16 protein-coding genes and 1 pseudogene are annotated in these 17,831 nt (G+C 71.2%); 8 read left to right on the plus strand and 9 right to left on the minus strand.

Annotation, left to right across the window (positions count from 1 at the left end; genetic code table 11):
- Window positions 1-9: 9 nt before the first annotated feature.
- Both ACFVSN_RS17405 and ACFVSN_RS17410 read left to right on the plus strand, forming a co-directional pair.
- A pseudogene (locus ACFVSN_RS17405) lies at window positions 10-450 on the plus strand (flavodoxin family protein); the annotation flags it as partial.
- Window positions 451-593: 143 nt separating this feature from the next.
- The gene (locus tag ACFVSN_RS17410; RefSeq protein ID WP_387955775.1) at window positions 594-1,199 is read left to right on the plus strand and encodes a hypothetical protein; all 606 of its coding nucleotides are present in this window, start codon (window positions 594-596) and stop codon (window positions 1,197-1,199) included.
- Between the two features lie 279 nt (window positions 1,200-1,478).
- Here ACFVSN_RS17410 and ACFVSN_RS17415 read toward each other — a convergent pair whose 3' ends face one another.
- A complete protein-coding gene (locus tag ACFVSN_RS17415; protein WP_387955777.1) occupies window positions 1,479-1,796 on the minus strand; it encodes a hypothetical protein in 318 nt (105 codons plus the stop codon).
- Entirely contained in the window at window positions 1,793-2,122 is a 330-nt protein-coding gene (locus tag ACFVSN_RS17420) for a hypothetical protein (RefSeq protein WP_387955779.1), read from the minus strand. The genes ACFVSN_RS17415 and ACFVSN_RS17420 overlap by 4 nt, the downstream gene beginning before the upstream one ends.
- Before the next feature lie 238 nt (window positions 2,123-2,360).
- On the opposite strand from ACFVSN_RS17420, the gene ACFVSN_RS17425 reads away from it, so the two are divergent.
- Both ACFVSN_RS17425 and ACFVSN_RS17430 read left to right on the plus strand, forming a co-directional pair.
- Entirely contained in the window at window positions 2,361-3,584 is a 1,224-nt protein-coding gene (locus tag ACFVSN_RS17425; RefSeq protein ID WP_387955781.1) for an XRE family transcriptional regulator, read from the plus strand.
- On the plus strand, window positions 3,581-4,099 hold the full coding sequence (locus tag ACFVSN_RS17430; RefSeq protein ID WP_387955783.1) for a GNAT family N-acetyltransferase: 519 nt from the start codon (window positions 3,581-3,583) through the stop codon (window positions 4,097-4,099). The genes ACFVSN_RS17425 and ACFVSN_RS17430 overlap by 4 nt, the downstream gene beginning before the upstream one ends.
- Before the next feature lie 276 nt (window positions 4,100-4,375).
- On the opposite strand, the gene ACFVSN_RS17435 is transcribed toward ACFVSN_RS17430, so the two are convergent.
- On the minus strand, window positions 4,376-4,792 hold the full coding sequence (locus ACFVSN_RS17435; RefSeq protein WP_387955785.1) for a YybH family protein: 417 nt from the start codon (window positions 4,790-4,792) through the stop codon (window positions 4,376-4,378).
- A gap of 177 nt (window positions 4,793-4,969) precedes the next feature.
- A complete protein-coding gene (locus ACFVSN_RS17440) occupies window positions 4,970-5,920 on the minus strand; it encodes an alpha/beta hydrolase fold domain-containing protein (protein WP_387955786.1) in 951 nt (316 codons plus the stop codon).
- A 275-nt stretch (window positions 5,921-6,195) separates the two neighbouring features.
- On the opposite strand from ACFVSN_RS17440, the gene ACFVSN_RS17445 reads away from it, so the two are divergent.
- The 4 genes from ACFVSN_RS17445 (at window position 6,196) to ACFVSN_RS17460 (ending at window position 11,545) form a co-directional block, all read left to right on the plus strand.
- Window positions 6,196-7,062: a MerR family transcriptional regulator gene (locus tag ACFVSN_RS17445; RefSeq protein ID WP_387955788.1), complete on the plus strand. Its 867-nt coding sequence runs from the start codon at window positions 6,196-6,198 to the stop codon at window positions 7,060-7,062.
- Between the two features lie 241 nt (window positions 7,063-7,303).
- Complete coding sequence (locus ACFVSN_RS17450; RefSeq protein ID WP_387955790.1) at window positions 7,304-8,857, plus strand: HD domain-containing phosphohydrolase; 1,554 nt, start codon at window positions 7,304-7,306, stop codon at window positions 8,855-8,857.
- A gap of 163 nt (window positions 8,858-9,020) precedes the next feature.
- Entirely contained in the window at window positions 9,021-9,674 is a 654-nt protein-coding gene (locus tag ACFVSN_RS17455; RefSeq protein ID WP_387955792.1) for a class I SAM-dependent methyltransferase, read from the plus strand.
- A 311-nt stretch (window positions 9,675-9,985) separates the two neighbouring features.
- Complete coding sequence (locus tag ACFVSN_RS17460; RefSeq protein WP_387955794.1) at window positions 9,986-11,545, plus strand: flavin-containing monooxygenase; 1,560 nt, start codon at window positions 9,986-9,988, stop codon at window positions 11,543-11,545.
- Window positions 11,546-11,566: 21 nt separating this feature from the next.
- Here ACFVSN_RS17460 and rbsD read toward each other — a convergent pair whose 3' ends face one another.
- From rbsD to ACFVSN_RS17485, 5 genes are all read right to left on the minus strand, one after another.
- A complete protein-coding gene (gene rbsD, locus ACFVSN_RS17465; protein WP_387955796.1) occupies window positions 11,567-11,956 on the minus strand; it encodes a D-ribose pyranase in 390 nt (129 codons plus the stop codon).
- Entirely contained in the window at window positions 11,953-12,858 is a 906-nt protein-coding gene (locus ACFVSN_RS17470) for a ribokinase (protein WP_387955798.1), read from the minus strand. Before ACFVSN_RS17470 ends, rbsD begins: the two co-directional genes overlap by 4 nt.
- A gap of 79 nt (window positions 12,859-12,937) precedes the next feature.
- Window positions 12,938-14,884, minus strand: a complete 1,947-nt coding sequence (locus tag ACFVSN_RS17475; protein ID WP_387955800.1) for a substrate-binding domain-containing protein — start codon at window positions 14,882-14,884, stop codon at window positions 12,938-12,940.
- Window positions 14,874-16,394: a sugar ABC transporter ATP-binding protein gene (locus ACFVSN_RS17480; protein ID WP_387955802.1), complete on the minus strand. Its 1,521-nt coding sequence runs from the start codon at window positions 16,392-16,394 to the stop codon at window positions 14,874-14,876. The genes ACFVSN_RS17475 and ACFVSN_RS17480 overlap by 11 nt, the downstream gene beginning before the upstream one ends.
- Window positions 16,391-17,455: a LacI family DNA-binding transcriptional regulator gene (locus ACFVSN_RS17485; RefSeq protein WP_387955804.1), complete on the minus strand. Its 1,065-nt coding sequence runs from the start codon at window positions 17,453-17,455 to the stop codon at window positions 16,391-16,393. Before ACFVSN_RS17485 ends, ACFVSN_RS17480 begins: the two co-directional genes overlap by 4 nt.
- Window positions 17,456-17,831: the final 376 nt, after the last annotated feature.

Consider the following 17,831-nt stretch of genomic DNA (forward strand, 5'->3'; position numbering starts at 1 on the left):
GGTGTTCCGCCGATCTGGCTGGGCGACAACTCCTCGGTGATGAAGAAGGTCATTGAGCGCCTCTACGCCTGCTCGTCGATCCTCAACTCCGAGGGTCAGTACGCCTACTACGGCCGCGTCGGCGGCTGCCTGATCACGGGCAACGAGGACGGTGCGAAGCACTGCGCGATGAACGTGCTCTACAGCCTCCAGCACCTGGGGTACGTCATCCCCCCGCAGGCTGACGCCGGTTGGGTCGGCGAGGCCGGCCCTGGCCCGTCCTACCTGGACCCGGGTTCGGGCGGTCCGCAGAACGACTTCACCAACCGGAACACCACGTTCATGACGTGGAACCAGCTCCATCTGGCGAGGATGCTCAAGGACGCCGGCGGCATCCCGGCCTACGGCAACCAGCGCTCCGAGTGGGACGCGGGCTGCCGCTTCGACTTCGAGAACCCCGAGCACCGCTGAGCCGACCCAAGGGCCTGTACCCGCTTGCCACCCCGGGGGCTGACGTTTCGCTGTTTCGGTGACACGGGAGCCGAGGCTGCGCCATCGTCGCCTTCAAGGCCTCGCAACGGGCTTGCAGGCTCATGAGGTTGTGGAGGGGTGCGATGGGTGAGCGGCAGACGTGGACGACACCGGAGTTCGGCTCCTCGCACGAAGGTGCGGTCGGCGTGCTCCTGGCCGACGGTACCGTTCCCGGACCGGTCTTCTTCCCGCTGTCGAGCAGCGCGGGCGGGCAGACGGTCTCGGAGTGGAGCGTCTATGACGGCGCTTTCGCCTTCGTCCCGCGAGCGCATGCCCTGCGCGCGGTGTGCTCCTGCGGGTGGACCGGCCCCGAACACCCGCTGGACTGGGACGACATCGGCGAGCAGAAGCTGGCCGTCGCAGGCGGCGACGCGGCGGACAGGTGCCTGGAGCAGTGGGACGAGCACACCACCGACGTCGAACGGTCCGCTGTTCCCCTGCCCGAGACCGTCACCGACCTGCTGCGCCGGCTGAGCGAGGAGATCCAGAGGCTGGGCACCACCTCTCCGCTCGCGGCCGTGCGGGCGGCTCGTCAACTCGAAGTGACCGCCGAGCGGGTCGCGTACTGGGCCGCCCATGATGCCCGCGACGACGCGAGCCTCGAACAGGCCGCCGGGGCCCTCGGGCTCAACGAGGACGACGCCCGTCACCTGTTGGCCCGCTTCGGCGGCTGGAGTCCGTACAGCTGAAGCTGTGCCGGCCGCGTGGGTGCCGGCGGGGCCAAGGTCGGTTCCCGGTGTGTCGAGGAGGTGGCTACGGGCGAGCGGGTAGGGCGAGGGGCCTGTCGAAGGCCGGCGCCGAGGGCTGCGGCGCCCTTGTGAACATCGGTGTCGCGGACTTCGTCGGGGTGCTGGACGGCGACACTGGCGGCGGCGCTCCGGGAGTGGAGGGCGAGGGTGGCGGCGACCCACAGCTCCGCAGTGTCGGGGTGAGCGCGAACGGCCGGGACCGAGCCGGCACGGAGCCGGTCACCAGAGGTTCCAGCCGCGTGCGGTGCCGGCCGGCACCATCGCGAAGTAGGCCTCGAACGAGTCGTAGCAGAACACCGGGCCGCCGAGAACGCGGCTGAGATAGCGGTCCACCAGCGTGGGCTGGTCGGTCCGCGCCGCCGCGTGGACCTCGGCCGCCGAGACCGCGACGACGGCGAACAGAACACCCGCAGGCAGCAGAGCCAGCCCGTCCTGCTTCCAGTCACGGTAGACGAGGCGGGGCACCGGGGCGGCGCAGGCGAGCCAGTGCTGGGCAGCGCGCTGCCGCTCGGCGGCGGTGGTGATGCGCGGGATCACTTCACGGCCCCCTTCGGCGGCAGCTCGGGGCTCAGGTGGGCCGTGCAGAACGCCGGGTCGTCCAAGTCGGCTTCCCGGGCGCTCTGGTCTTTGGCCGCCAAGGCATCGGCCCCGGCCCGCAGTACCTCGGCGAGTCGGCTGATCACCTCGGGCGGCGCGCCGCCGAGGTGGACCAGGACTCGTCCCGTCACGATCGACGGGGTATCGACCGTCAGCGAGGGCAACGGGCATCCTGCCGCCTCGGTCGCGTTCCGAAGCTCGGCGCACGCCTCCTCGGCCTGCGCCCGCATCTCCTCTGTGAGGCGGGAGAGCAGGGACTCAGCCACGGTGCAACACCTCCTTGCGCACTGGCTTCCCACCACATCGGCTTGGGAGTGGGCTGCTTGGTTGTCGAACGGTGAGCGCAGGCCGATCCGCCGCCTGGCGGTGCTGTCCAGTGAACGGTTGCGGAGCTGAGACTGTAAGGAAATCCCGCCGCTTCCTACGCGCCAGCCACCGGAAGTCTTGAGAGTCCCTTTACTTGGCAGTCTGCACAGGGGGTGACTGCAGGGCTACGGTGAGCGCGTGGGAGGCAACGTCGTACTTCGCCGGGCCATCGCAGAACTGGGCCTGCGTCACTCCGAGTTGGCCCAGCGGATCAACCAGCACACAGAATCCGTGTCGGGCCGGTTGGGGACCGTCACGGAGCGGACCGTCCACAACTGGGTGTCCGGGCGGACCGGGTGGCCGAACGCGAAGCAGCGCGCTGGGCTGGAGGCAGTATTCGACTGCTCGGCCGAGGCACTCGGCTTCACCCCTCGGGGCCAGCGCCCCGTGTTGCCGCCGGAGGGACCTGTGCGACGTAGAACATTCCTCACATCCGGACCGTCCGCCGTCGCCGCGCTTGCCGTTCCGATGCTTGCAAGTCGCAGCACGGTCGGACACGCCGACATTGAGCGTGCGAGCGCCAGGCTCCAGACCTTGGACGCCTTGGACGACCACCAGGGCGGCCACACTGCCCTCGAACGCGCCGCGGTCGCCGGCGCCCAGCAGGCTGTCGACTTGCAGAACGGCACTGCCGGCGAACGCGTGCGTCAACGCCTGTTCGGCGTCGCGGCCGCCTACACGGCTCTCGCCGCCTGGTCGTGCATCGACAGCCGCCTGTTCGACCAGGCGCAGCGACACCTGGACCGCTGCGCAACGCTTGCCGGTCTCGCGCGGGACTCGACCGCCCAACTCCGGGTGTGGAACTCGATTGCGATTCTGGCCAACAGCCAGAGTCGGTACGGCGATGCGCTCGCTGCTGCGCGAGCCGCGCAGGCCACGCGGATCACCCGCCGTGACCCGCTGTTCGCCTCCATGGCTCATGCGCGCGTTGCGGTGGCGCTCGCCAACCTTCGGGACCGTCAGGCCGCCCTGCGGTCGATCGGGCTCGCCGACGAGGCGCTGGGGCATTCGATCGAACAGCCTCGGCCGACGTGGATGGCGTTCTACGGGCCTGCGGAGCTGCACGTACTCACGGCCATCGTGTATGAGCGGCTTGACGAACCCGAGCAGGCCGAGGGCGCGTCGCACCGAGCGCTCAGTGCCTTGCCCGAACAGTTCCGTCGGAACCGAGCGCTCGCTACGGCTCGCCTGGCACTGGCACAGGTTCGACAAGGAGATGCGGAACTCGCAACGGCTACCGCGGTGAGCGTCGTCGACCTGATGAACGGTGTTCCGCCGTCGAGCCTGCTGACCCTTTCCGCGACCACCCCCAGTGCGCGAGAGTGGGCGGACCGCTTCCGCGCCGAATGGAGCCGATCATGACCGAACTCCAACTGCGGTACTACCAGCGCGGCGAACTGCCGAACGGGTTCCGTCAGTTGCTCATAGACGTGCACGCCGATGCCTACGCAGCCGAGATGGACGATCCGTTCACTCAGCGGTTCCCGTGGTTCGTGGATCACTGGTCGGGGCTGGAAGGCTTCACATGCGTGGTGGGGTTCGACGGCGAGGAGCCGGTCGGATTCGCCTACGGCGCACCGGCGAAGACCGGGCGAGAATGGTGGCGGGAGCACATCGATCCTGCACCGGAACGGGATTCGACGTTCTCCTTCTCCGAGCTGATGGTGCGTCCCCGATGGCGCAAGACCGGAGCCGCCGAGCTCTTGCACTCCGCACTGATGGCAGGTCGTGACGAGGCCTTGGCCGTACTGCTGGTCGATCCGGACCACCCGAAGGTCGCAGCGCTGTACGCGTCGTGGGGCTACCGCAAGGTCGGTGACCGCCAGCCGTTCCCGGACTCACCCCGGTACTCGGTGATGCTGCGAGACCTCCCGTAATGCACCCGAGGCCGCGCCACTCCTGCCCGGAGTGGCGGGGCGCCCTTCATCCGGTGCGAGCGCCGGCAACTCGGCCACCGGGGCGCGGGCCCTCGGGCGGTGGCAATCGGTGAGCCCGGGTGGCGCCGCGACCGGCGGGATCTGCTGGCCCGGGAGGTGCTGAAAGGGGGGCTCGGCTGCTGCCTGCGGCGAGGCTGGGAGGGTCTGCCGTCACGGGCGCCTCCCTGCCGAGGAGATCCGCTCGGCAGGGAGGCCGGTCGCGTCGCGGATCAGGCCCTACATGGTGGTGATCTTGCCGTCCCACTCGCCGCCGGCCGGGACGGAGGCGTGCTGGTGGATCAGTTCCCAGCCGTTCTCACGACGCTCGAAGCAGTCGGTCTGCCGGGCCATGACGTGCTTGGCGGAGCCGTTCTTGAGCACGATGTTCGTGCTCTGCACCGTGCAGACGATGCCCATGTCCCCGTTGACCTTCGCGTCCAGTTCGAGGATCTCGACGTTGCAGGACTCGAAGTTGGCGAAGGTGTCGTCGAACAGCTTGCGCGCCGGGGCGACGCCCCTGGACGCGAACGGCGGGATGTCGAACCACAGCACGTCGGACGCCCAGTGCCGGGTGCTCTGCGCACCGGTCATCGACGCCGCCATCTCGCGGACGATGGCGATGATGGCTTCCTTGTCCTGCACGGTCGTCGTCATGACTTTGCTCCCTTCGTCTCGCGGCCCTGATCGGCCGCTACGGACAACCCTGCGGCGTGCCGTCAGGGGAGGTGCAAGACCCAGCCCCGAGACGGGGTCTCCCCCGAGGGGAGATCCCCTGCCCAGGACCTGCCGTCAGCGCTGGACATCGGGGGTTTCCCCCGCGAAGCCGGCCGCTCAGAGGGCCGCCAGGGTGCGGATGCGGTCGGCGAAGGCCCGTCGGGCGGCCCCGGACTGGGGGGCGAGGCGGTCCCATCCGTGCGGGACCCCGGGATGGACGTGCAGTTCAACGGGGACGCCCGCGGCGGCCAGGCGCGCGGCGTAGGCGATGTCCTCGTCGCGGAAGATGTCGAGGTCACCGGTGTCGATGTAGGCAGGGGCCAGTCCGGTGAAGTCGGTCAGGCGGGCCGGTGCGGCGACCGGGGAGACATCCGCGGTGCCGAACGTGTCGCCGAGCACCGCCTTCCAGGCGGTGTGGTTGTCGTCGTAGGTCCAGGTCAGGAAGGGTTCGCGGGCCGGGTCGGGGCCCTGGTTGCGGTCGTCGAGCATGGGATAGACCAGGATCTGCCGAGCTAGGGGAGTGCCCCGGTCGCGGGCCAGGACGGCGGTGGCCGCGGCGGGGGCGCCGCCGCCGCTGTCGCCCATCACCGCGATGCGTCCGGTGTCCACGGCCAGTTCGCGCGCGTGGTCGGTGAGCCAGGTCAGGCCGGCGAAGACGTCCTCGGCGAGCATGGTGCCGGTCGCCTCGGGGGCCAGGCGGTAGCCGACGGACAGGAACGGCACCCGACTGTGCGCGACGTACCAGGAGAGCAGGGTGTCGTAGGCGTCCAGGTCGCCCAGGATCATGCCGCCGCCGTGGGCGCAGAGCACGGCCGGGCCGGGTGCCGTGGTCTCGCCGGCGGTGTACCAGCGCAGTTCGATCCGGGCGCCGTCGGGCGCCGTGGCGAAGTAGGTGGCGGTCTTGATCCCGGTGACCGGGGGGACCAGGGCCGCCATGGCGGCCTGGCCGAGGTTGCCGGCCTCGCGAATCGACCTCCAGTCCCCGCGCTCGCGGGCGGCTACGCCGGCGGCCTGCTCGGTGCGGGCGGCCAGGAGGGGGACGAGTTCGGGGTCGAGGGTGTGGTTCATGGGAAGTGGTCCCGCTTTCCGGAGGTGGACGGATGGGTGCGCAACGAAGTGGCGGCGCACGCGGGTCGGCGGGCCGGTTGCGTGCGCCGCGGGCCTCGGGCGGGCCGGACACAGCGGTGTCCGTCGGTGCGGGGACGGCTGGTTGCGGATCACGGCGAGGCCGACGATCTCCCGGTCGACCGCCTGCAAGCAGGCTCGGGCGTGCCCCGGCGAGAGGTGCAAGACCCGTGCGCGCCCCTGCATCTCCCCTTGGGGGAGGTGGCACAGTGGCAGGCATGGACGCGACACTGCCGATCGGGGACTTCGCGAGGGCCACGCACCTGAGCGTGAAGACGCTGCGCTACTACCACCAGGTGGGCCTGCTGGAACCGGACGAGGTGGACCGGCACACCGGCCACCGGTACTACACCACCGCGCAGATCCCGACCGCGCAGATCATCCGCCGCTTCCGCGCCCTGGACATGCCGGTCGAGCAGATCGCCAAGGTGCTGGCCGCCCCCGACCTCGGCACCCGCAACGCGCTGCTGGCCGCGCACCTGAACCAGATGGAGCAGGAGTTGGCGCGCAGCCAGTCCGCGGTCGCCTCGCTGCGTGACCTGCTCACCCGCCCGCCGGGCGGCACCCGGGCCGAGATCGGGCGCCGGAGCGTTCCGGCCACGCCGGCGGCTGCGATCACCGGGACGGTGGACGTCGCCGAGGCGTTGGCCTGGTACCAGGGTGCGCTCGGTGAGATCTACGCGACGCTCGACGCCCAGGGCCTGGCCGCCGACGCGCCGGCCGGCGGGATCTTCGGTACCGACCTGTTCACCCACGGGCACGGACCGGCGACGATCTTCGTGCCGTGCGCCGGACCCGTACGGCCGATGGGCCGGGTCGACGGGTTGGTGGTACCGCCTGTCGAGCTGGCCACGATCGTCCACCGCGGCCCGCACGCGAACATCGACCTGGCCTACGGAACCCTCGGCGCCTACGTCGCCGAGCATGCCCTGGCCGTGGACGGCCCGATCCGCGAGTACTACCCCGTTGGCCGCCACGAGAGCGCGGAGACCGCCGAGTGGCGCACCGAGATCTGCTGGCCGATCTTCCACACCGGACCGTCGCCCGACGAACCCCCGGTGCGCACGGGTGACGGCGGCCGGTAAAGGGCGCTGTCGCTACTCGCGAACCAAGCCAGGAGAGCCGACCTCCCATAGGCGAACTGCCACTCGGCCATCCAACGGACGATGCCAGGGAACACGGCATGGTTGAAATATCGACAGTCCGCCAGTCTCATGCGCGGTACTGCATCGGATGCAACGTGAACAGAGTGTTGGACCTGCCGGGCTCGGCCCAAGACCTCCACAGATCGAGATCAGCGGTGCGTGGGGGCGTAGCGTGGTGAGGGTGACGAGCCGCGCGGAGAGCGGAGCGGGGGTGCGTCTGGCGGAGCTGGTGGCCGCGCTCTCGCTGGGCGTGGACCTCGGCTTCGGCCAGCCGATGGAGCACGTGCTGCGCCAGTGCCTGATCGCGTTGCGGCTGGCCGAGCGGCTCGGCCTGGACGACGACGCCCGGTTGGTCGTCTACTACACCGCGTTGCTGGTCAACGTCGGCTGCCACTCGGACGCGCACGAGCAGGCGAAGTGGTTCGGCGACGACATCACGTTGAAGGCCGGCAAGTACGCCTACGAGCAGCGCAGTCTGGCGGGCGCGGCGGCGACGCTGCGGTTGATCGGATCGGGCAATCCGCCGCTGCACCGGTTCCGGGTCGGCCTGGAGTTCACGCTCGGCGGGTTCCGCGATATGAACGGGATGATCAGCTCGCACTCGGCGCTGGCCCGCGAGCTCGCGCGGCGGCTCGGTCTGCCGGACGCCGTGCAGGAGGCGGTGGCCTGTTCGTACGAGCAGTGGGACGGGCGCGGCTGGCCGGGGGAGCTCAAGGGCGAGGCCGTGCCGCTGCCCTCCCGGCTCGCGCAGCTGTCCGAGTACGTCGAGGTGGCGCACCGGATCGGCGGGACCGGCGCGGCCACGGCGCTGGCCAGGCGTCGGGCGGGGACGCAGTTCGATCCCGGACTCGCGGTCGAGTTCTGCCGGGAGCCCGAGGAGATCGTGGGCGGACTGGACACGGCCCGTACCTGGGAGGCGGTGATCGGGGCCGAGCCCGCGCTCGGCGTGCGTCTCGGCGAGGAGGAGTTCGACGCGGCGTTGCTCGCGGTCGCCGACTTCGTGGATCTGAAGTCCCCGTACACGCTGGGCCACGGCCGTGCCGTGGCGGCGCTGGCCGAGGCGGCGGCGCTCGGGCTGCGGATGGATCCGGCCGAGGTGACGACGCTGCGCCGGGCCGGCCTGGTGCACGGCCTGGGCCGCCTCGGCGTCTCCAACGCGATCTGGGACAAACCAGGCCCGCTGGGCGCGGGGGAGTGGGAACGGGTGCGGCTGCAGCCCTATCTGACGGAGCGGATGCTCCGGCAGTCCCCGGCGCTCGCCCCCCTGGGCGAGGTCGCCGTGCAGTACCGCGAACGGCTGGACGGCTCCGGCTACCCGCGCGGGCTCGCGGGCGGCGCGATCTCCCGGCCGAGCCGGATCCTGGGCGTCGCGGACGCGTACCAGTCGATGATCGAGCCGCGCCCGCACCGGGCGGCGCTCCAGGCGGCGGAGGCCGCCGCGCAGCTGCACGCCGAGGTCGCCGCCGGACGCCTGGACGGCGAGGCGGTCGCCGCGGTCCTCGCGGCCGCCGGGCACCGCACGCCGCGGCGCGGCGCCGGGCCCGCGGGCCTGACCGCCCGCGAGATCGACGTGCTGCGGCTGCTGGCCCGCGGCTGCTCCAGCAAGGAGATCGCCGCACGGCTGGTGATCTCGCCCAAGACCGCGCGCAACCACATCGAGCACATCTACGCCAAGATCGGGACCTCGACCCGGGCCTCGGCCTGCCTCTTCGCGGTGCAGAACGGTCTGATCTGAGAGCGGGGCCGGTTCCGGGAACGACGACGCGGACGACGGCGCCGCAGATGCCGAAGATGAGGCATCCGCCCCATGTGCCTGGCACGGCACGGGCCTAGCGTCGAGGCAGAACGTCGGACCGTGAATCGAGGCAGTCATGGGTGTCAGAAGCACACTGTTCGCGGTGACCTACGACAGGATGATGGCCAAGGCCGAGCGGCAGGGCCTGACCGACCTGCGTCGCCGGTTGATCGCCGAGGCCGGCGGCCGGGTGCTCGAGATCGGCGGCGGCACCGGGGCCAACCTCGCCCTCTACGGCGAGGGAGTCGATTCGCTCACAGTCACCGAGCCCGAGCCGGCGATGGTCCGCCGGCTGGAGCGGCACGTCGCGGAGCGGGCTCCGCGCACCACGGTCCTGCGGGCGCCGGCCGAGGACCTTCCGTTCGAGGACGACAGCTTCGACGTCGTCGTGTCGACGCTGGTGCTGTGCGGGGTGAGCGATCAGCAGCGGGCACTGCGCCAGCTCGGCCGGGTGCTGCGCCCCGGCGGGCGGCTGCTCTTCCTGGAGCACATGCGCTCGGAGGACCCGAAGGTGGCCCGCCACCAGGACCGGATGAACTGGCTGAACCGGCTGGTGGTCTGCTGCGAGTGCAACCGTCCGACGCTCGACTCGATCCGGGCGGCCGGATTCGTCGTCGACCACGTCGAGCGCCAGGTCTTCCCCGCGAGTCCGTCCTTCGTCGGCCCGGCCGTGCTGGGCAGCGCCAGGCTCCCGGCAGCGACCCCGTCCGGACCCGACGCGGCCACGGCCGTGCCGGAGAAGGCCGCGGGCGCCTGACGGGGAGTGCGGCTCAGGAGCGGCGGCGCGGCTTTCCGCGCTTCGGGGCGACCTTCCTGGCGGTGGGCCTGCCCCGGCCGCCGTCCGTGCCGTTCTTGGCGGTTGCGGCGCGGGCGGCGTCGCGACGATCTACAGGGAGATCCAGCGCACGGATCACGCGGATCGTGAGGGACTGCTCGAGCGCTGAGAGGCGCCGACCACGGATCATCCATCAAGGAGTGACCTCCCGGCCTCCTCTTCCGTTCTCCAGGAACAACTCCGGTGTTTTCCACGCCGGTTCGTCCTGTTGCTGCGGAAGTCAGAAGGCACCCATGAACGTGACCGGCCTGCGAACCGGCGCCGTCATCCCGACTCAGGACACCCGGCCCAGGAGAGATGTGCGCGTCCTCGTGGTCGGCGCGGGGTTCTCGGGCATCGGCGCCGCCATCCGGCTGCGCCAGGCGGGGGTGCGCGATCTCCTCGTGCTGGAAAAGGCGGCGCAACTCGGGGGCACCTGGCGGGAGAACACCTACCCGGGCTGCGCCTGCGATGTGCCCTCGACGCTCTACAGCTACTCGTTCACTCCGGACACCGCCTGGAGCCGGCTGTTCGCCGGGCAGCAGGAGATCCACGCCTACCTGCGGGCGACAGCCGAGCGGCACGGGCTCGGCGAGGTGCTGCGCTTCGGCGTCCAGGTGCGCGGAGCCCGGTGGGATCCGGTGGCCGGGCGCTGGCTGCTGGAGACCAGCAAAGGGCCGTATAGTGCCGAGGTGCTGGTCCTGGCCACCGGACCGTGGCACATCCCGCGCCACCTCGACGTCCCCGGGGTCGAGGAGTTCAGCGGGCCGGTGCTCCATACCGCCCAGTGGGACCAGAGCATCGACCTGACGGGGCGTCGGGTGAGCGTGGTGGGCACCGGCGCCTCCGCCGTGCAGCTCGTCCCGGCCATCGCCTCCCGAGCGGCCGCCGTGCACCTCTTCCAGCGAACCGCCCAGTGGGTGCTTCCCAAGCCCGACCTGCCGGTGCCCGCGGCGGCCAACTGGCTGCTGGACCACCTGCCCCGTTCCCGCAACGCACTGCGCGCCGGGCAGTACGTGCTGCAGGAGGGCTTCGGCTACGCCTTCCGCCACCCGCGCCTCGCCCGCCTGCTGGAGACGGGCGCGCGTGCACACCTGCGGCTCGCGGTCCGTGACCGGTTGCTGCGCCAGGCGCTCACGCCCACCTACCGACTGGGCTGCAAGCGCCTGCTGACCTCCAGCACCTTCTACCGGGCGCTCGCCCAGCCACACGTCCACGTGCACCCCACCGCCGTGGCAGCCGTGCGAGGCAACGAGGTCGTCGGCGCCGACGGCACTACCGCCCGGTCGGACGTCCTCGTCACGGCCACCGGCTTCCGCGTGGGCGAGCCGCCGCTCGCCCGGAGCCTGTACGGCAGCGGCGGCCGGACGCTGCACGACGCCTGGGACGGCGAACCGCAGGCGTACCTGGGGACCACCGTCAGCGGCTTCCCCAACCTCTTCCTACTGCTGGGCCCCAACCTGCTCGGGGGCTCCACCTCCGCGATCACCGTCCTGGAAGCCCAACTGGCCTACCTCACCGACGCCCTGGCCCACCTCGACCGCGACGGCCGGCGGGTCCTGGAGGTCCGGGCCGCCGCGCAGGCCGCACACAATGCGGCGGTGCAGGAGGCGTTACGGACCACCGTGTACAACTCCGGCGGCTGCACCAGCTACTACTTCAGCCCGAGCGGGCGAAACACCTTCGCCTGGCCCTGGTCCACCGGGCGGCTCATCCGGCAGCTGAGCCGCTTCGACCCGGCCGCCTACACCTGCGACGCACCCGGGCCCGTGCCATCGCCTGCTACGGCAGCGCAGACTGGACGGCCTGGGTGACGAGCCGCGCCCCGGCGTCAGTCAGAAGAACACTCCGCACCGCAGCAGCACGTTCGCGTACGGCCGGGCTTCCCCGGTCCGCACCACCAAGCGCGCCCCCGCACTCAGCTCCTTCAGCGTTTCGTGCGGCACGTACTCCAGCCCGGCGAAGGAGCCGGTCAGCAACCCGTCCGCGGCGGGGTTCGCCTCCCGGACCTCCTGCGCCGCCTGCGCCCCCTCGATCACCAACTCGTCGAGGAGCCCGGCCAGTACGTCCTCGAACGACGGGATCCCCGCCCGGAAGGCGAGGTCGACCACCCGGGGCCCGTCCGGAACCGGCATCCCCGCGTCACACACGAGCACCCGGTCACCGTGCCCCAACCCGGCGATGGCTCCGGCGAGATGGCGATTCAGAATCCCGCCCTTCTTCACAACGCCTCGACCTCCGCGGCGGTGGGGAACGACTCCTGGGCCCCCCGCCGCGTCACGGCGACGGCGCCCACCCGGGCGGCGTACGCGGCTGCCTCCGCGAGCGATGCCCCCGCACCCAACTTCCAGGCCAGCGCGGCCGTGAAGGAATCACCGGCGCCCGTCGTGTCGACGGCGTCGACCTTCACCGACGCCACCCGCACGACCTTCTCCTCGGCGGACGCGACCAACGCACCATCCGCACCGAGCGTCACCACGACCGATTTGGGGCCGCTCGCGAGCAACTCCCGTGCCCATTCGGCGGGATCGTCGCCGGTGGCCTCGCCGCCCAGGATCACCCGGGCCTCGTGCTCGTTGACGATCAGCGGGTCGCAGGCCGCCAGGACCTCGGCCGGCAGCGCCCGCGGCGGAGAGGGGTTCAACACGAACCTCGTGCCGGGCGGCAGTTGCCGCACGACCTCCACGACCGACTCCAACGGGATCTCCAGCTGCGTCGAGACCACCCGCGAGGCGTGGAACAGGGGCCCGGCGGCCCGGACGTCCTCCGGCGTGAGCCGCCCGTTCGCGCCAGGCGACACCACGATGCTGTTGTCGCCCGACGGGTCGACGGTGATCAGCGCGACGCCGGTCGGGGCCCCGCCCACCAGGACGCCCTCGGTGTCGACCCCCGCGTTCCGCTGCGACTCCAGCAGCAGCCGCCCGTTCGCATCGTCCCCGACCCGCGCGAGCAGCGCCGTGCGCGCCCCGAGCCGCGCGGCGGCGACCGCCTGGTTGGCCCCCTTGCCGCCGGGATGGACGGCGAGGTCCGAGCCGAGCACCGTCTCCCCGGCCCCGGGCCTGCGCTCGACACCGATCACGAGGTCGACGTTGGCCGACCCGACGACCAACACGTCGTAGTCGTACATGAAACTCCCCAATCAGAAATCCGAAACAGGGCAGCCGGAGCCCCGCTTCCGCGGGCACTCCGGCCACCCCTTCCCCGTCTCAGCCGGTGAACCCGGCCACGGTCTCCTTCGTGACCACCTTCACCGGCACCTTGATGGTCTCCTCGACCTTCTCGCCCTTGATCGCCTTGACCGCGTTGTCCACGGCGATCTTCCCGAGCTGCGACGGCTGCTGGGCCACGGACGCGTACAGCGTCCCCTGCTCGACCGCCTTCAGCCCGTCGGGGGTTCCGTCGAAACCGACGACCTGCACGGAATCGCCGGCCTTGGACCCGAGCGCCTTCACCGCGCCGAGCGCCATCTCGTCGTTCGCGGCGATGACACCCTGGACGTCCGGGTGTGCCTGGAGCAGGTTCGACATGACGTCGAGCCCCTTGGTCCGGTCGAAGTCGGCCGGCTGCTGAGCGACGACCTCGATCCCCGGGTACGCCGCGAGTCCCTTGGCGAAGCCCTCGGCCCGCTCGCGCGCCGCGGAGGTACCGGCCAGCCCCTGGAGGATCACGATCTTCCCGCTGCCCCCGAGCTTCTCGGCGATGCTCTTCGCCGCCTGCTCACCGCCGGCGACGTTGTCGGAGGCGACCAGCGCGTTCACGTCGGCGTTGTTGACGCCGCGGTCGACGGCGATGACCGGGATCTTCGCCTTGCCCGCGGCCGCCACCGGGTTGCTCGCGGCGTCGGAGTCCACCGGATTGACGACGATCGCCCCGAGCCCCGAACTGGTGAAGTTCTGCAACTGGTTGGCCTGCTGCGAGGCGTCGTTCTGCGCGTCGGTGACCGTCAGGTCCACCCCCAGCTTCTTCGCCTCGGCCTGCGCACCCGACCGGATCTGCACGAAGAACGGATTGTTGAGCGTGGAGAGCGAGAGCCCGATCTTCTGAGTGCCGGACTTCGGACCGTTGTGCAGGAACGACGTCGCACCCACGATCGCCACCGCCACGACGGCCGCGAGCCCGTAGGTGGCGACCTGCTTGCCCCTCCCGCCGCCGGGCGCCCCGATCGCCGTGGGAGCGGCCCCGGCCTTGCGCCGCACCGTGTCGAGCAGCACCGCCAGGGCGATGACGACACCGATGACGACCTGCTGCCAGAACGCGGAGACGTTCAGCAGGTTCAGCCCGTTGCGCAGCACCGCGAGGATGAGCGCGCCGATCAGCGTCCCCGACGCCTTGCCCGTACCCCCGGCGAGGGAGGCGCCGCCGATGACGACGGAGGCGATGGCGTCCAGCTCGTACCCGGTGGCGGCCTGCGGCTGCGCGGAGGAGAGCCGGGAGGCCAGGACGACACCGGCGACCGCGGCGAACACACCGGACAGCGCGTAGATCGCGAGCTTCTGCCTGGGCACCCGCAGACCCGAGAGCCGGGCCGCTTCCTCGTTGCCGCCGATGGCGTACATCGAGCGGCCGATGTACGTACGGCCGAGCACGAACGCCGCGATGAGCCCCATGACCACCATGACGAGCACCGGCACCGGCAGCCACCCGCCGAGCGTGTCACCCAGGTGGGAGATCGAGCCCGGGAACGCGATCGGCGATCCGTCCGAGATCACCAGCGCCAGACCACGCCCCACCGACAGCATCGCGAGCGTCGCGATGAACGGCGGCAGCTTGCCGTACGAGATCAGGAAGCCGTTCACCAGGCCGGCGGCCACACCCGTCGCCAGCGCCAGCAGCACCGCGACGACCACCGGCACTCCGTGTGCCGTGGCGCTCCACGCCAGCACGGTCGCCGACAGCGCGGCCACCGAACCGACCGACAGGTCGATGCCCGCCGAGACGATCACGAAGGTGACGCCGAAGGCGAGGACGGCGGTCACGGCCGCCTGGACGCCGACGTTGAGCAGGTTGTCGGTGGTGAGGAAGTCGCCCGACAGCGCCGACATGGCGATGACGAGGACGATCAGCGCGGTCAGCGCGCCGTTGTCGAGCAGCAGACGGCGCAACGCCGCGGCGCCACCGGCGCCCGTACCGCTCGTGAGCGTTTCAGCGGCCACGGGAGGCCTCCAGTTCGGTAGTGGGATTGCTCACGGCCAGCGACATGACCGCGTCCTGCGTGGCCTCGTCGGCGGACAACTCGCCCGCGATCCGGCCCTGGGCCATCACCAGCACCCGGTCGCTCATCCCGAGCACCTCGGGCAGATCGCTGGAGATCATGAGTACGGCGGCCCCGGCCGCCGTCAGTTCGTTGACGAGCTGGTAGATCTCGACCTTGGCGCCGACGTCGATGCCGCGCGTGGGCTCGTCGAGGATCAGCACCTTGGTGTCGGCCAGGAGCCACTTGCCGATGACGACCTTCTGCTGGTTGCCGCCGGACAGCGTGCGCACCTGCTGACCGAGCCCCGCCATCCGGACGCCGAGTTGCCCGGCGATCCGCGCGGCGGAGTCGTGCTGACCCTTGAGGTCGACGATTCCGGCTCTGGTCGCGGACTTGAGGGTGACGAGTCCGAGGTTCTCCTCGACCGACTGGTCGAGCACGAGCCCCTGACCCTTGCGGTCCTCGGGCACCAGCCCGATCCCCGCGGTCATGGCGGCGCCGATGTCGTGCCGCTTCAGGGAAGCCCCGCAGACGCGGACCGTACCGCGGTCGTACGGGTCGGCCCCGAAGACGGCCCGGACCACCTCGGTACGGCCCGCCCCGACCAGCCCCGCGACGCCGACGACCTCGCCGGCCCGCACCTCGAAGCTGACGTCGTGGAAGACACCGTCCCGGGACAGTCCCTCCACGGACAGCAGCGCGGTGCCCGGCACGGCCCGCTCGCGCGGGTACTGCTGCTCGATGGACCGGCCCACCATCAGCCGGACGAGCTCCTCCTCCGGCGTGGAGGCGGGCACCTGTCCGACCGACTTGCCGTCCCGGATGACCGTGACCCGGTCCCCGAGGGCGGCGATCTCCTCCAGGTGGTGCGTGATGAAGACGATCCCGACGCCGTCCTCGCGCAGCGTGCGCACGATCACGAACAGCTTCTCGACCTCCTCGGAGGTCAGCACGGCCGTCGGCTCGTCCATGATCAGAACCCGCGCGTCCAGGCTCAGCGCCTTCGCGATCTCGACCATCTGCAGGCGCGCGATGCCGAGTTCGCGCACCCGCGCGCGGGGCGACACGCTGACGCCGACGCGCTCCAGAAGCTCCGAGGCGTCCGCCTCCATCTTCTTCCGGTCGATCATCCCGAACCGGCGCGGCTGGCGCCCCAGGAAGATGTTCTCGGCGACCGTCAGATCGGGGACGAGGTTGAACTCCTGGTAGATGGTGGCGATCCCGAGTCGCTGGGAGTCCTGCGCACCATGGATGCGGACCTCCTCACCACCGACCAGGATGCGGCCCTCGTCGGGTGCGTGGGCACCGGAGAGCATCTTGATCAGGGTGCTCTTTCCCGCGCCGTTCTCACCGAGCAGCACATGGACCTCGCCCCGCCGCAGGTCGAAGTCGACGCGGTCCAGTGCGACCACCCCGGGGAAGGTCTTCCGGATGCCCTCGATGCGCAGCAACTCGTCCGCGTTGCTCACGACTGGCTCCTGTTCGTTGCGGGGGTCTCGTTCGTTGCGTTCTCGTTCGTAGCGTTCTCGTTCGTAGCGGCGTTCTCGCCGCACGAGCGGCGAACGACGAGACGGGCGGGGAGCGTCACGGATCGTGGCTCCCGCCCCTCGATGCGGTCCACGAGCGCGCGCACGGCGGCCCGGCCCAGTTCGCCCGTGGGCTGGGCGATCGCGGTGATCGGCGGGTCCGTGTGCACGAACCAGCGGATGTCGTCGAACGCGGCGAGCGCGATGTCGTCCGGCACCCGCAGACCACGGGCGCGTACGGCGTCCAGGGCGCCCAGCGCCATCAGGTTGTCCGCCGCGAACACGACCTGCGGGGGCTCGGCGAGGTCGAGGAATCGCTCGGTCGCCCGTCGGCCGCTGTCGGCCTGGAAGTCGCCTTGGCCGATGTACCGGCCCGGCAGGTCGAGGCCGCACTCCTCCATCGCCTCGCGGAACGCCTCCACACGCTCCCGCCCGGTCGTGGTCGCCGCCGGCCCGGCGATGATCGCCAGCCGCCGGTGCCCCAGCCGGTGCAGGTGCAGGACGAGATCCCGTACGGCACCCCGCCCGTCCGCCCGCACCACCGGCACGTCGACGCCGGGGATCCACCGGTCCACGAACACCATCGGTGTCCCGGCCCGGGCGGCGTCCAGCATGAGCGGCGACCCGCCGTCGGTGGGCGAGACCAGCAGCCCGTCGATACGGCGGTCCAGAAGCGTCCGTACGTGGTGGTCCTGCAGTTCCGGCCGCTCGTCGGCGTTCCCGATGATCACGCTGTACCCCAGCGCCCGCGCCTCTTCCTCGACGGACCGTGCGAGCTCGGTGAAGTACGGATTCAGCACATCGCTGATCACGAGGCCCAGGGTGCGGGTCTGATCGGTGCGCAGCGACCGCGCCACGGCGTTGGGCCGGTACCCGAGCGACGCAACGGCGGCCAGCACCCGCGCCCTCGCGTCCTCGCTCACCGAAGGGTGCTCATTCAGGACACGCGAGACAGTGGCGACGGACACGCCTGCCTCGGCGGCGACGTCCTTGATGCTCGTCACAGCCGTCCCACCTCCTCGTGGAATCGATTACATCAACGCGTTCCCACGATTGGAATCGATTACACGCCCGTAGGGCAAGCCTTGAGCCGGTGGCTGAAACCTGATCGTGATGAACGCCGCGCCGACGGACTCGGCGTCACCGTGCGTGACGGTCCGGCCGGTCCGGTTCCGGCGTGCGCGGGGGTGCCGGACCCGCCGATCGGCCACCCGCAGCGGGAACCGGGCACGCAAAAGGCCAGCCCCAGGCCTCTGGCCTGGGGCTTTGCCCATGATCTGGCGCCCACGTGGCCAAGGCCCTCAGCCTCTGCCACGTGGACGTGCGGCGCATGTGGCCGCCCGTCGTCGACGGGCGGCCACTGGGTGTTGCGGTGCGGAA

This window comes from Kitasatospora sp. NPDC057904 (genome assembly GCF_042887925.1).
Taxonomy (GTDB): domain Bacteria; phylum Actinomycetota; class Actinomycetes; order Streptomycetales; family Streptomycetaceae; genus Kitasatospora.

Excerpts from the sequence above, each read along its gene's own strand:
- ACFVSN_RS17410 (WP_387955775.1), top strand. The coding sequence starts at position 594 with ATGGGTGAGCGGCAGACGTGGACGACACCGGAGTTCGGCTCCTCGCAC.
- ACFVSN_RS17430 (WP_387955783.1), top strand. The coding sequence starts at position 3,581 with ATGACCGAACTCCAACTGCGGTACTACCAGCGCGGCGAACTGCCGAAC.
- ACFVSN_RS17435 (WP_387955785.1), bottom strand. The coding sequence starts at position 4,792 with ATGACGACGACCGTGCAGGACAAGGAAGCCATCATCGCCATCGTCCGC.
- ACFVSN_RS17440 (WP_387955786.1), bottom strand. The coding sequence starts at position 5,920 with ATGAACCACACCCTCGACCCCGAACTCGTCCCCCTCCTGGCCGCCCGC.
- ACFVSN_RS17445 (WP_387955788.1), top strand. The coding sequence starts at position 6,196 with ATGGACGCGACACTGCCGATCGGGGACTTCGCGAGGGCCACGCACCTG.
- ACFVSN_RS17460 (WP_387955794.1), top strand. The coding sequence starts at position 9,986 with ATGAACGTGACCGGCCTGCGAACCGGCGCCGTCATCCCGACTCAGGAC.
- ACFVSN_RS17470 (WP_387955798.1), bottom strand. The coding sequence starts at position 12,858 with ATGTACGACTACGACGTGTTGGTCGTCGGGTCGGCCAACGTCGACCTC.